Raw genomic sequence first — 12,893 nt, 5'->3', positions numbered from 1 at the left:
TCACATGATGCCGGGCAGGAACAGGGTGATCTGCGGAAACCCGATCAGCAGCGCGATGATGAAGGCCTCGGCGAGGAGGAACCAAAGCGCGCCGCGGAAGATGTCCTGCAGGCGGTAGTCGGGGGCCAGGATCTTCACAGCATAGACGTTCAGCCCTACAGGCGGCGTGATCAGCCCGATCTCGATGAACTTGACCATCAGGATGCCGAACCAGACCAGGTTCATGCCCGCCGTCTCGAACATCGGCAGCATGACGGGCAAAGTCAGCAGCATCATGCCCAGCGGGTCGAGAAACATGCCCAGGACCAGGTAGATCACCATGGTGACCAGGATCATGGTCACGACATTCACCGAATAGTCAGCCACCAGCCCGGCAAGAAAGGCCGGCACGCCGCTGAACGCCATGAATCGGGTCAAGAGCACCGCGCCGATCGCGACGAAGAATATCGATGCCGTGGCGAGAATGCTTTCCCGCGCCGCCTGGCGGAAGTTGATGAAGCTCATCCGGCGCTGCACAATGGCAATCAACAGCGCGAGAAACGCGCCCAGCGCGCCGGCCTCCGTCGGCGTTGCGATGCCCGAATAAATTCCCCCGATCACCGCAAGGATGAGCAGCGGCAGTGGCCAGATGGTGCGCAACGCGCCAAGTCTTTCCGACCAGGTCGGATGATCGGGAACCGGCGGAGCAAGCGCAGGGTTGAGCCAGCAGCGCAGCACGATCTGGGCAAAGTAGATGATCGCGGTCAACAGCCCCGGAACCACGCCGGCCATGAAGAGCGCGGCGATCGAGACCTCGGCGAAGATGCCGTAGATCACCAGGAAGATCGATGGCGGGATCAGCACGCCAAGCGTGCCGCCGCAGGCGACGATACCGGCCGACAACCCCGGATCATAGCCATATTTGCGCATTTCGGGGATGGTGATCCGGCCAATCGCCATGGTTGTCGCCAGCGATGAGCCCGAGGCCGAAGCAAACCCCGCACAGGCAAAATTGGTGGCCACGGCCAGCCCGCCGGGCAGCCGCGAAAACCAAAGTCGCGCGACCTCGAACAGGCTTGCCGTCATGCCCGAGCGGTGGGCGATCGCGCCCATCAGCAGGAACATCGGTACGGCCGAAAGATCCCAGTTGGCAACGAAATCGTAGGGCAGCACGCGCAGCATCGACAGCGCGATGTCGACATTGGTGACCAGAGCCAGCCCGCTGAAGGCTACGATAATCAGCGCCAGGCCGACCTGGAACCGCAGTCCGATGAGGGTGACGATGGCAAAAAAGCCGGCGAACCCGATGACGAGGTTGGACATTAGGCAGTTTCCCCTGATGCATCGGCTGACTTGGCTGGTCGCTCCTGATTTTCTTCGGACGGCACATTTCTCTCCCAGGCCGAAGGCACGGTCTGACGATCAGTCAGCTTGTCGAGGCCCATGAGGAGCGCCGTCAGCGCCATCAGCCCTGTGCCCAGCGGCGGAAACCAGCGCGTCGGCCATTTCGGCAGGTTCATTGTCGCACCCTGGTGAAATTCGCCGACCTGCGTCATCCGCACCGCCTCGACGCCCAGTTGCCAGCAGAGGGCGGCCATCACCCCGGCGAGGATCAGCAGGACGACGCCGGAGAGCAGGCGCTGCGCCCGTTCGGGCAGCATGTCGGTGAACAGCGTGGCCGCCACATGCGCGTCGGCCCGGGTGACATAGGCCAGCGAGAGGAAGACGACCGAGGCCATGTAGTAAAAGGCGACGATCTCGGGCACTGAGTCCAGGCTGACCCGAAAAAGCCGACGCGATATGACCTCGGCCACCACGTGGAACATCATCAGCGCGATGCCGAGTTCGGCCACGGCCATGGCCCAGTCCGTCGCGCGCGCGGTCAGCCGACCTAGCACTTGTCTCATTCAGGGTCTCCGCAGGTATCGTGCGCCCGTGCCGCGTCGCGCAGGGGCGGCGCGGCCGGAACCGGGCTCGCCGGGCGTTTCGGTGAACGGGCTCAGATGTAGAGCTGCTCGTTGATCGGCAGGTTGTTCTCGCGGCAATAGGTCTCGTAGTGGTTCATGAACCACCAGACATCCGCAGTGAAGGCGAAGGTTGCATCCTCGTCGTAGAAGTCGATCGCCCCCTGCATCCAGCCGAAGATCTTGGTGCCCTCGGGATGTTCGGTCACAAGGGTATGCGCCTCGCCCGGAACTTCCTGGATGAAGCCGCCCGGCGTTGCGAGCCAGTCATATTCGAGGTAACGCACGCTGCCTTCGAGTACGAGCATGATGATCTTGCCGCGGTGGTAGTGAGTGCCGATGACGCCCGGCTTCTTGATCCACAGGATGTTGGAATAGATGTTGTTGCGCACATCGAACGCGAGGTGCCGGATCGCGGCGTTCTCGCCGAAGGGGACCCAGGGGCTCTCCTCGTCATTGTAGCCGACAAAGGTGCCCTCTGTGCCTCTTCGGGCCGACAGATCCTTGTATGGGTCCGGCACGTCGACGATGCGGAAGGCGGTCGACGGCGGCGCGTCGCTTGAAATCTTCTTGTTCAGCATGGCTTTCTCCTCCTATCCCCTCGGGCAGAGGACGAGGCACCATGCGCGACCGGGTCTCCGGCCGGGTCATGCTCGGCTGCCATTGCGTTCCTCCTCCCTCAGAAAACGCTTGGTTGCGATCCGGGCCACAAGGGCCCGGTTACCGAACATTAAGAGAGGGCGAAGCCGTCCGCTTGTACTGGAGCGCATGCAACCGGGACAGAAACGAAAAACGCGGCGGGCGCGTGTCAGTTGTCTGTGCGCCATTCGGTTGGCGAACAGCCGAACCGGCGCCGGAACAGCCGGGTGAAATAGGCGCTGTCGTTAAAGCCGAAGTCGAAGGCAATGTCGGTGATCGCGCGGGAGAGGTCGGCGCGCAGGCAGTCGGCGGCGCGCTGCAGGCGGCGTTGTTGGATATATACTGTGGGCGTGGTGCCGATGGCTGCAAAAAGGCCCTGGATCGTCCGCGGCGATACATCGAACTCAGCCGCCAGCGCCGCCGTGCCCAATTCGGGATCGTCGAGATGGGCGTCGATATAGCTGTCGCAGCGCATGCGCAGCGACAACAGCCCGTCCATCGCCTCCGGCGCGGCTTCGGCCCCGGCAACCGCCAGCGCGCAAAGCGTGGAGAAGGCCGAGGAGATGCCGTGTGCATACGCGCCGTCGCAGGCTGCGCCTTCATCCTCGGGCTGACGCCAGAGCGACAGCAGGAACTCGCGGAACATGCGCCCGCCGGGCGTGCCGCTGGTATAGGTGCGGCAATAGCGGTCCTCCAGCCCCGGAAGATGGGGCGCGATGAGAGCCTGCGGCAACTCGGCCACGATCAGTTCATGGTTCGAACTGAGGTCGAACCGGTAGCCATGCTCGGCGGTCGACAGGACGAAGTCGCCGGCCTTCAGCACCGCCTCGTTCCGGCGGTTCCGGGCCCGCGTCCTGAAGTGCGAACTGCCCTTGATCTGTAGATGCATGAGCAGCACGTCGCCCGTTCCGGCCGGCCGCTGCACGACCGAGGTGTCCGATCTTGGCCGCAGCAGTTTCAGGTCTCCCAATGTAAGCTGCCACATTTCGGCGCGGAATCCGTCGACGGGGCTATCCACCATGGTGCCGTCCAGCGCGGCCGTGCAGACGTCGTTCCAATACGTCAGCCGACGTTGCGGCGCCACCAGTTGCGAATTGAAACGTGCGATCCTCGGCATGATGTCACAAGGCCCTCCCCAGCCTAGCGTGAGCATGACGCATACCTTAGCACGAGATTCGTTTCCCGAGACAACCAGAATCTGGGGCCCGGCGCGAATTGCCCGATTGCAGACCAAGCGTATGAAATAGAGAAAAAACTTTGAACCTGCACAGCAAAGCCAAGGGCATGCGGCCGCCGTCCGCCCTCGCGCTCGCCTTCATTTCGGCTACCAGTAGGCGTGACCTGATGGTGTTAACGTCCTGCCTGTCTTGAACAGTTTTTGTAGAAAACCGCCCTACGGTTCGAGTTCGCTGTCCCAGTAGAGATAGTCGAGCCAGCTCTCGTGCAGATAGTTCGGCGGGAACAGGCGGCCGTTGTTGTGCAGGTCCTGGACCGTTGGCTGTAAAGGCTTCTGGTGGGGGATCATGCCGGCCTGCTTGGGCAGGCGAGAGCCCTTCTTCAGATTGCAGGGCGAACAGGCGGCGACCACGTTTTCCCAGGTGGTCTGTCCGCCGCGGCAGCGCGGGATCACATGATCGAAGGTCAGTTCGTCGCGGGTGCCGCAATACTGGCACTGAAACCGGTCGCGCAGGAACACGTTGAAGCGGGTAAAGGCCGGGTTGCGTGAAGGTTTGATATAGGTCTTCAGGCAGACAACGCTCGGCAGCCGCATGGAAAAGCTGGGCGAAGACACAGCCTGATCATATTCGGCAATGATGTTCACGCGGTCAAGAAAGACGGCCTTGATCGCGTCCTGCCAGGACCACAGCGACAAGGGGTAATAGCTCAGGGGCCTGTAGTCGGCGTTCAGAACAAGCGCCGGCAAGGCCTGAGGCGAGACTGCAATCGTCAAGTTGCTCTCCTGATCGATTCGGCATCTTTCTCCTGTATATTAGGCTTGTTGTTACAGCATTGTGAAGCCTGATAAATCGAGGGCTCGAATGCAGTGGGTAAATGACAGGCAATTCTTTATCCCACCGGAAGAACGTCTTTTTTCATGACACGCGCGTAATAGGCCCAGAGGATGCGGGCCGCCACGGCGCGGCAGGGTCGCCAGTCCTCGGCAAGCGTCCTCAGCGCATCGATGTCGGGCCGGCGGCCAAGCGAGAAGGCCTGCGCGGCAGCGGCGCGCAGCGCCAGATCGCCGGCCGGAAAGATGTCGATGTGACCGGCAGAGAACATCAGATAGACCTCCGCCGTCCACGGCCCGATTCCGCGATGAACCGTGAGCGCGGCAATCGCCTCCCCGCTCGGCATTTCGGCGACGCGCGCAAGGTCGAGACGGCCGTCAAGGATGGCCAGCGCAATCGCCTCGAGGCTTGCCTGCTTGGCGCGGGTGAGGCCGAGACCCGCGCGGGTTTCAGGTGAGAGCGCCAGAAAGGCTTCCGGCGTCAGCGGATCACAGGCCGCCTTGATGCGGGCGAAGATGGAGGCCGCCGCCTGTTTGGAAATCAGCTGGCCGGTGATCACCTCCGCAAGCCCCTCGAAACCGCCGGGCCGCAGCCTGAGCGGGATTTCGCCGCTTTGCGCCGCAATGCTTGCCATTGCCGGCGCGCTTTCGCATAACCGGACCACGGCGCGATCAAGATCGGCTCTGTTGCTGATGCGCTGCATCGGTCTTGTCCCTCCCGGCGAACAGTGTAAGCGGATGCCTCATCGCATGAACCAGAACCACGATCGACCCGTTTTCCGCTTCGCGCCGAGCCCGAACGGCCGCCTGCACCTGGGCCACGCGCTTTCCGCTCTCGAGAACGAGCGGCGCGCGAAAGCGGCAGGCGGCAGGCTTCTGCTGAGGATCGAGGATATCGACCGCGCCCGCTGCACGCCGGACCTCGAAAGGGGCGTGATCGAGGACCTTCGCTGGCTCGGCATCGGCTTTGACGGGCCTGTCTTCCGTCAGTCCGAGCATTTCGCCGATTATCAGAACATGCTGCAAGTGCTGATGGACCGCAACCTCGCCTATCCGGCCTTCATGACCCGCGGCGAGGTGAAACGGCTGGTGGGCGAGAGCGAGGCTTCCGGAACGGTCTGGCCGCGCGATCCCGATGGCGCGCCGCTTTATCCCGACCGCGATCGCGGGCGTTCCTTGCAAGAGCGGCAGGAGCGCCTGGCCTCGGGCATGCGCCATGCGTTCCGGCTCGACATGGAAGCCGCCGTCAACGCGCTCGAAGCGCCGCTTTTCTGGATGGAGGAAACGGCGGACGGCATTGTCGAAGTTCCGGCCGAACCTTCTGCCTGGGGCGATATCGTGCTGTCGCGCTCGGATGCGCCGTCGAGCTATCACCTTTCCGTCGTCACCGATGATGCCGCACAGGGCGTCACGCATGTGGTTCGCGGCATGGACCTCTATCACGCCACCGCCGTCCACCGGTTGCTGCAGGCGCTTCTCGGCCTGCCTGCCCCGATCTACCACCATCACCGGCTGATGCTCGATGAGGACGGGCGCAAGCTTTCGAAATCGAACGGCGACACCGCGCTTTGCGAACTGCGCGCAAACGGCGTCTCACCCGCTGATATCCGGGTCATGTGCGGTTTCTGAGTGCTTTGCCTTGCGGGCGTGATGGCGGCTCCAGGGCGCATGCTTGATGACCTTGTATTTCAAGAGCGCCGCATTCACCTCCGCGCCCAGAAGCAGGATCACGCCGATCGAATAGAGGAAAACCAGCAGGATCATCGGCGTCGCGAGGCCAGCATAGGTGGCGCTGTACTGAGCGAAGGTGCCGAGATAATAGGCGAAGCCGGACGCGAAGACCGACCAGACGACCAGCGTCAGGATGACGCCCGGGAGCACATCGACAAGCCGCCGGCGCCCCGCCGCCAGGAAGAGATGCGCGATCACCAGGCCGAACATCAAGAGCAGGAATGTGCCGAGAAGACGGGCGTTGGAAAGAAGGTTGAGCGCGTCCTCGAGCCAGGGGAACCAGCGCTCGGCGAAATGCAGCGCGATCGGCACCACCACGAACATGATGCTCAAGAAGGCGAAGATGATCGACGCCAGAAACACGAAGCCGAGGCTCCGGATGCGAAGCCACCACCAACTGCGCGTCTCCTCCACGCGATAGGCGCGGTTGAGCGACAGGCGGACCGCCTCGACGCCGTTCGAGGCAAAATAGGCCGCCGCAAGGACCGAGACCGTCAGAAGCCCGCCGCGCGGCACGGTCAGCACCTCGCGGATCTGGTTTGACACCGGCTCTGCGATCGCCTCCGGCCAGGCGCCGACAATGAAATTGATCGCCACATTGGCGAATTCGTCCGCCCCGAGAAAACCGGCAAGCGTTGTTCCGAAAATCAGGAAGGGGAACAGCGCCAGCAGCGTTGACAGCGCCACATGGCTTGCCATCGCCCACCCGTCATCCTCGCTGAAGTGGTAGAGCGCATCATAGGCAACCTTCCACGTCATCCGGATCGCTGTCTTCATTCTGGCTCCCAATGGCGGTTCATCTGCATTTGTGGCGCTCTTGGCTTCCTTATATAGGATGATCAACGGCTTCATGTACCGGAGAGTGTCAATTGGCTGAAAAATCCACGATAATCGTCACCGGCTGCTCCAGCGGCATCGGCGCCTATTGCGCCCGCGCACTGGCGAAAGACGGCTGGCGCGTCTTCGCCACCGCACGACGCGCAGAGGATCTGGCGGCGCTTGAGGCCGATGGTCTGGAGGCGCTCTATCTCGATTACACAGACGAAGCCTCGATTGCCGCCCTTGTCGAAACCGTGCTGGAACGCACCGGCGGCAGGCTCGACGCGCTGTTCAACAACGGGGCCTACGGCCAGACCGGCGCGGTGGAGGATGTAGCGACCGATGTGCTGCGCGCCCAGTTCGAGGCAAATGTCTTCGGCTGGCACGAGCTTACGCGCCGGATCGTGCCGGTGATGCGCAGGCAAGGACATGGCCGCATCGTGCAATGCTCCTCCATCCTCGGCCTCCTGCCCTATCGTTATCGCGGACCCTATTCCGCCTCCAAATACGCGCTCGAAGCCCTCTCGCTCACCTTGCGCATGGAGCTTGAGGGCAGCGGCATCTTCGTCAGCCTGATCGAGCCGGGGCCGATCGCCTCGCAATTCACCGCCAACGCGCTGAAGCACATCAGGGCCAGCATCGACATCGAGGGCTCGGTCCATACCGAGGACTATCGCAAGCAGCTGGCCCGGCTCGACGGTTCCGGCCCGCCCAACCGGCACAAGCTGGAACCGGACGCGGTGCATGCCGTTTTGAAGAAGGCGCTGACGGCGAGACGGCCGAAGCCGCATTATCTTGTGACCACGCCGGCCAAACAGGGCGCGTTCCTGAAACGGGTCATGCCGGCCGACTGGTTCTATCGCCTGATGGGCCGCATGAGTTGAGAGAGGCCGACGCAATGGACGCCATTTCCGTCATACGGGCCGACATCACGGCGCTTGAGGTCGACGCCATCGTCAATGCCGCCAACAGCACGCTTCTGGGCGGCGGCGGGGTTGATGGCGCCATTCACCGCGCGGCCGGCCCCGGTCTTCTCGCCGAATGCCGCAGCCTTGGCGGCTGTCCGACGGGCGAGGCGCGCATCACTGGCGGCCACGACCTGCCCGCCCGCCATGTCATCCACACGGTCGGCCCCGTCTGGCGCGGCGGAACGAACGGTGAGGCCGCATTGCTTGAAAGCTGCTACCGAAACGCGCTGCGGCTTGCCGCCGAGAACGCCTGTCGTACGATCGCAATTCCGGCGATCTCGACCGGCATTTACGGCTTTCCGGCAGATAGAGCGGCCACGATCGCCGCGAGCACGATCGCCGAAATGGTCGCCGAACATGCCGTCATCGAGGTGGTTTATCTGGTCGCTTTCGATCAGGGCACCGAAGCTCATCTGAAGAAGGCCGTTGCCGGCCTTTGAACCGTTTGAACGCAGTTTGCCGATTGTCAGGCCCTTGCATGCACGGTGAATTTGTCGTCTGATGCGCCCTCCCCGCCAGGCAGGGAACAATGGAGGAGAACCATGTCCAGCTTTTTCATATTCGTGACAATCATTGTGATGATGCTGGTCGTGTTCTTCCTCGTGCGCGGCCTCATCAACATGATGAAGGGCGGAAGCGGCGAGTTTTCCAACAAGATGATGCAGGGCCGCATCGCCTTCCAGGCGATCGCCATCGTCCTCATCATGTTCACCCTCTGGCTCATCCAGTCCGGACACTGATTTTCAAGACATGGTCAAACTCAACAAGATCTATACCCGTACCGGCGACGGCGGCACGACGGGGCTTGCAAGCGGTCCGCGCCGCAGGAAGTCGGACACGCGGCTTGCCGCCATCGGCGATGTGGACGAAACCAATGCGGCACTCGGCCTTGTGCGGCTCGATGCGGAAGACGGTAGCCCGCTGGCCGAGGCGCTGAAGCGGATCCAGAACGACCTCTTCGATCTCGGCGCCGATCTGGCCACCCCCGAGACCGGCGAAACGCTTCCCTACGAACCGCTCAGGATCGTCGAGGCTCAGGTGGCCTGGCTCGAAGGCGAGATTGACCGGCTGAACGCGCACCTTGCGCCGCTCACCTCATTCGTGCTGCCAGGCGGCAGCCGGCTTGCAAGCGGCCTGCATATGGCCCGCACCATCTGCCGCAGGGCCGAACGCGCCATGGTCGCGCTGGGCGAGCGGGAGGCGGTTGGCGCCCCTGCCCTTTCCTATATCAACCGGCTGTCCGATTACCTCTTCGTTGCCGCCCGCCATGCCAATGACGACGGCGGCGCGGACATCTTGTGGGAGCCCGGGAAAAACCGCTGAATTGCTGAAAAATGCCCGGGATTGGGCAATGATTCTTTGTCAAAGCAGGCAAATGAAATTATTCATGTCGCCCATTGGCAAGCGAGCGCGGTCGAAAGTCCGCAATCTCACCCCACGCCGGAAAGCTGTTTCCGGCTCTTGAAGTCTCGATTGAGGCCATCTGGCCCTGATCCAGGAGGAAGAAGATGAAGGTTCTGGTCCCGGTAAAGCGGGTTGTCGACTACAACGTCAAGATACGCGTGAAGCCCGACGGCTCCGGCGTTGAACTCGCCAATGTGAAGATGTCGATGAACCCGTTCGACGAGATCGCGGTGGAAGAGGCGCTCCGCCTGAAGGAAGCCGGCGTCGCCACGGAAGTGGTTGCCGTCTCCATCGGCCCCGCAAAGGCCGAGGAAACCATCCGCACGGCGCTTGCCATGGGCGCGGATCGCGGCATCCTGATTGCCACCGACGAGACCGTCGAGCCGCTTGCCGTCGCCAAGCTCCTGAAACAGGTGACCGAGGCGGAAGAGCCCGGCCTCGTCATTCTCGGCAAACAGGCGATCGACGACGACAGCAACCAGACCGGTCAGATGCTCTCCGCCCTTCTCGGCTGGAGCCAGGCAACCTACGCCTCCAAGCTCGAAGTCGGCGACAGCGAAGCGACCGTGACCCGCGAGATCGACGGCGGCCTGCAGACCATCACCGTCAAGCTGCCGGCGATCGTCACCACAGATCTGCGCCTCAACGAGCCGCGCTATGCCTCGCTGCCGAACATCATGAAGGCCAAGAAGAAGCCGGTCGACAAGAAGACGCCGGCGGATTTCGGCGTCGACATCGCCCGTCGCCTGGAAGTGCTGAAGACCGAGGAGCCGGAAGCCCGCAAGGCCGGCATCAAGGTGGCGAATGCCGCCGAACTGGTCGACAAGCTGAAGAACGAAGCCGGCGTGCTGTAAGGAGAAACGACCATGACCATTCTTCTCATTGCAGAACATGACGGCGCAACCGTCTCCGAACAGACCGCTAAGGCCGCAACGGCCGCAGCCGCGATCGGCGGCGACATCCATGTGCTGGTCGCCGGCAAGGGCTGCGCTTCAGCCGCCGAAGCGGCCGGGAAGATCGACGGCGTTTCCAAGGTGCTGCTGGCGGAAAGCGATGCGCTGGCAGAGAGCCTGGCCGAACCGCTTTCCGCCACCATCCTGTCGCTTGCCGATGGCTATGACGTGATCATGGCGGCCGCCACTTCCACCGGCAAGAACGTGCTGCCGCGCGTCGCCGCCCTTTTGGACGTGATGCAGGTTTCCGAGATCATCGAAGTGGTTGCGCCGGACACGTTCAAGCGCCCGACCTATGCCGGCAACGCGATCGAAACCGTGAAATCGCTCGACGCCAAGAAGGTGATCTCCGTGCGCACCGCCGGCTTTGCCGCTGCCGGGCTCAACGGCTCGGCGCCGGTGGAGACCGTCGGCGCGGCGGAAGACCCTGGCCTCTCCTCGTTCGTGAAGAACGAGATCGCCAAATCCGAGCGTCCGGAGCTTACCTCGGCGAAGATCATCATTTCCGGCGGCCGTGCGCTCGGCTCGTCGGAGAAATTCCAGGAGGTGATCCTGCCCGTCGCCGACAAGCTGGGCGCCGCCGTCGGCGCCTCGCGCGCAGCGGTTGACGCCGGCTACGCGCCGAACGACTGGCAGGTGGGCCAGACCGGCAAGGTCGTCGCGCCCGAGCTTTACATCGCCTGCGGCATTTCCGGCGCCATCCAGCACCTGGCGGGCATGAAGGATTCCAAGGTGATCGTCGCCATCAACAAGGACGAGGAAGCGCCGATCTTCCAGGTGGCCGATTACGGCCTTGTCGGCGACCTGTTCGAGATCCTGCCCGAGCTCGAAAAGGCGCTCTGATCTGTTTCGCGCCGGTCTTATCAGAAGGCCGGCGCGACAAAGGAAAACTCATGCCCCAGACCCGACTGAGCGTTCAGACCCGCGGACAGGGCCTTTATGAATTCACCGACGAGGCCTGCCGCTTCGTGCGCGCCAATACCGCCGATGACGGCCTGCTGACCGTCTTCGTGCGCCACACCTCCTGCTCGCTGCTGATCCAGGAAAACGCCGATCCCGACGTCAAGCGCGACCTTTCGGCCTATTTCGCAAGGCTCGTGCCGCGCACGGATGACCCGGCAATGGACTATCTCGTCCACCGGCTGGAAGGGCCGGACGACATGCCGGCCCACATCAAGACGGCGCTGACGCAGGTTTCGCTTTCAATCCCCGTTGCAGGCGGGAGCCCGGTGCTCGGCACATGGCAAGGCATTTACCTGTTCGAGCACCGCGATCGTCCGCACCGCCGCGAAATCGTGCTGCACCTGTCGCCGTGAGGGCTATTCCTGCTCGATCGCCAGCGTCATGTTGACGGTAATCGTGTAAGTGTTCTCGCCGGCGGCGATCGGCGGCGCGCCCTCGGCCTTGGCCATCATCATGTCTGAGCGGGCAAACATGACCGGGGACGGCATGGAGCTTTGTTCGGAGATGGAAAGCACGTCGCCGAGCGAGACGCCCGCGGCTTCTGCAAGGGTCTCCGCCTTGGCGAGCGCATTTGCCACCGCCTCGCGCCGCGCCTCGTCCTCGGCGGCGGACGGATCGCTGTTGGAAAGGGAGATGCCACCGCCGGAATTGACTCCGAGCGCGACCGCCCGATCAAGCACGGCGCCGAGCTTGGCGAGATCGCGCACCTTCACGCTCAGCGCGTTTCGGACCTCGTAGCCGGCGATCTCGCTCTGCATCGAGCCGTCGGAGGCCTTGACCTGCTGATATCGCGGATTGACCGAGAAATTGGCGGTCTGGATGTCCTTTTCGGCGATCCCGTCTTCCTTCAGCGCGGCAATCACCTTCTGCATCGCGCTGGCATTCTCGGTCATGGCGGTGGCCGTGTCATCGGCCTGGCTGACGACCGCAAGCGAGACGGTCGCCATGTCGGGCACAAGCGTCGCGTCACCCTCTGCCGAGATCGAGATGGTGCCCGGATTTTCCGAGGACTGGGCAAGCGCAGTGCCGCCTGCAAACGGAAGCGCGATCAAGAGCCCGGCTGTGGCGATGCGAACCGGAAGATTGGCCATGGGAAGTCCCTCCTTGATTATGTCCTGTCCAAGTCTTGTCCGGCAATTGTGAAGCCAATGCGGCAACGCGACCTCTTTCAGGCGGCATGCCCGAAGTCGCAGACCCGGCGATTGACTTGTCTTGACCCGCGACGTCCCTCCGTAGTCCGGAACTCTCACGGCGAGCTGGCTGTCCATACGGCCTTCCCGCAGGTCGCGGAACGGCCTTGCAGCCCGGCACTCAAAGCCTCCAGCCGCCTGCCGCAAGATATCGCCCGGATGTTTCCTCAGCGAACCTGCGGCGAGACTTGCCGTGCTTTTGAATTTGGGGTAGTCGGAATGACCGCGCCAGGAGCCATTGCCAGCGCGGCGCCGGCACAATACCCTGTTGGAAG

16 protein-coding genes are annotated in these 12,893 nt (G+C 63.0%); 8 read left to right on the top strand and 8 right to left on the bottom strand.

All coding sequences use genetic code 11. The annotated features are described in order from the left end of the window. The 6 genes from GGR30_RS21095 to GGR30_RS21070 form a co-directional block, all read right to left on the bottom strand. Positions 1 to 1,302, bottom strand: coding sequence for a TRAP transporter large permease (locus GGR30_RS21095; RefSeq protein WP_183490868.1), 1,302 nt, complete (start codon positions 1,300 to 1,302; stop codon positions 1 to 3). Then, on the bottom strand, positions 1,302 to 1,886 hold the full coding sequence (locus GGR30_RS21090; protein ID WP_183490866.1) for a TRAP transporter small permease: 585 nt from the start codon (positions 1,884 to 1,886) through the stop codon (positions 1,302 to 1,304). Before GGR30_RS21090 ends, GGR30_RS21095 begins: the two co-directional genes overlap by 1 nt. Before the next feature lie 92 nt (positions 1,887 to 1,978). Further along, positions 1,979 to 2,524, bottom strand: coding sequence for a 2,4'-dihydroxyacetophenone dioxygenase family protein (locus GGR30_RS21085; RefSeq protein ID WP_183490864.1), 546 nt, complete (start codon positions 2,522 to 2,524; stop codon positions 1,979 to 1,981). 227 nt (positions 2,525 to 2,751) lie between these two features. Beyond that, entirely contained in the window at positions 2,752 to 3,699 is a 948-nt protein-coding gene (locus GGR30_RS21080; RefSeq protein WP_183490863.1) for a helix-turn-helix domain-containing protein, read from the bottom strand. 276 nt (positions 3,700 to 3,975) lie between these two features. Beyond that, complete coding sequence (locus GGR30_RS21075) at positions 3,976 to 4,533, bottom strand: HNH endonuclease (protein ID WP_183490861.1); 558 nt, start codon at positions 4,531 to 4,533, stop codon at positions 3,976 to 3,978. Between the two features lie 116 nt (positions 4,534 to 4,649). Further along, on the bottom strand, positions 4,650 to 5,294 hold the full coding sequence (locus GGR30_RS21070; protein ID WP_183490858.1) for a DNA-3-methyladenine glycosylase family protein: 645 nt from the start codon (positions 5,292 to 5,294) through the stop codon (positions 4,650 to 4,652). Positions 5,295 to 5,340: 46 nt separating this feature from the next. On the opposite strand from GGR30_RS21070, the gene gluQRS reads away from it, so the two are divergent. Beyond that, on the top strand, positions 5,341 to 6,219 hold the full coding sequence (gene gluQRS / locus GGR30_RS21065) for a tRNA glutamyl-Q(34) synthetase GluQRS (protein ID WP_246414087.1): 879 nt from the start codon (positions 5,341 to 5,343) through the stop codon (positions 6,217 to 6,219). Here gluQRS and GGR30_RS21060 read toward each other — a convergent pair. Further along, positions 6,184 to 7,098 (bottom strand): YihY/virulence factor BrkB family protein, encoded by a 915-nt coding sequence (locus GGR30_RS21060; protein WP_183490854.1) that lies wholly within the window; start codon positions 7,096 to 7,098, stop codon positions 6,184 to 6,186. The genes gluQRS and GGR30_RS21060 overlap by 36 nt on opposite strands. Positions 7,099 to 7,190: 92 nt before the next feature. Here GGR30_RS21060 and GGR30_RS21055 point away from each other — a divergent pair, with 92 nt between their 5' ends. The 7 genes from GGR30_RS21055 to GGR30_RS21025 all read left to right on the top strand — a co-directional run bounded on the left by GGR30_RS21055 (position 7,191) and on the right by GGR30_RS21025 (position 11,781). After that, positions 7,191 to 8,024, top strand: coding sequence for an SDR family oxidoreductase (locus tag GGR30_RS21055; RefSeq protein ID WP_183490852.1), 834 nt, complete (start codon positions 7,191 to 7,193; stop codon positions 8,022 to 8,024). A 14-nt stretch (positions 8,025 to 8,038) separates the two neighbouring features. Next, on the top strand, positions 8,039 to 8,548 hold the full coding sequence (locus GGR30_RS21050; protein WP_183490850.1) for an O-acetyl-ADP-ribose deacetylase: 510 nt from the start codon (positions 8,039 to 8,041) through the stop codon (positions 8,546 to 8,548). A gap of 102 nt (positions 8,549 to 8,650) precedes the next feature. Further along, positions 8,651 to 8,848, top strand: coding sequence for a twin transmembrane helix small protein (locus GGR30_RS21045; protein WP_183490848.1), 198 nt, complete (start codon positions 8,651 to 8,653; stop codon positions 8,846 to 8,848). Positions 8,849 to 8,858: 10 nt separating this feature from the next. Then, positions 8,859 to 9,431 carry a cob(I)yrinic acid a,c-diamide adenosyltransferase gene (locus tag GGR30_RS21040; RefSeq protein ID WP_183490846.1) on the top strand — a complete coding sequence of 191 codons (573 nt, stop codon included), beginning with the start codon at positions 8,859 to 8,861 and terminating at the stop codon, positions 9,429 to 9,431. Positions 9,432 to 9,616: 185 nt separating this feature from the next. Beyond that, the gene (locus GGR30_RS21035) at positions 9,617 to 10,366 is read left to right on the top strand and encodes an electron transfer flavoprotein subunit beta/FixA family protein (protein WP_183490844.1); all 750 of its coding nucleotides are present in this window, start codon (positions 9,617 to 9,619) and stop codon (positions 10,364 to 10,366) included. A gap of 12 nt (positions 10,367 to 10,378) precedes the next feature. Then, a complete protein-coding gene (locus GGR30_RS21030; protein ID WP_183490842.1) occupies positions 10,379 to 11,308 on the top strand; it encodes an electron transfer flavoprotein subunit alpha/FixB family protein in 930 nt (309 codons plus the stop codon). A gap of 50 nt (positions 11,309 to 11,358) precedes the next feature. Then, the gene (locus GGR30_RS21025) at positions 11,359 to 11,781 is read left to right on the top strand and encodes a secondary thiamine-phosphate synthase enzyme YjbQ (RefSeq protein ID WP_183490840.1); all 423 of its coding nucleotides are present in this window, start codon (positions 11,359 to 11,361) and stop codon (positions 11,779 to 11,781) included. Between the two features lie 3 nt (positions 11,782 to 11,784). On the opposite strand, the gene GGR30_RS21020 is transcribed toward GGR30_RS21025, so the two are convergent. After that, entirely contained in the window at positions 11,785 to 12,519 is a 735-nt protein-coding gene (locus GGR30_RS21020) for an SIMPL domain-containing protein (protein WP_183490838.1), read from the bottom strand. Between the last annotated feature and the right edge of the window lie 374 nt (positions 12,520 to 12,893).

The sequence above is a fragment of the Martelella radicis genome (assembly GCF_014196625.1).
Lineage (GTDB): Bacteria > Pseudomonadota > Alphaproteobacteria > Rhizobiales > Rhizobiaceae > Martelella > Martelella radicis.
Note: the sequence above shows the minus strand (reverse complement) of the source record. Positions and strands in the feature narration are given on the sequence as shown.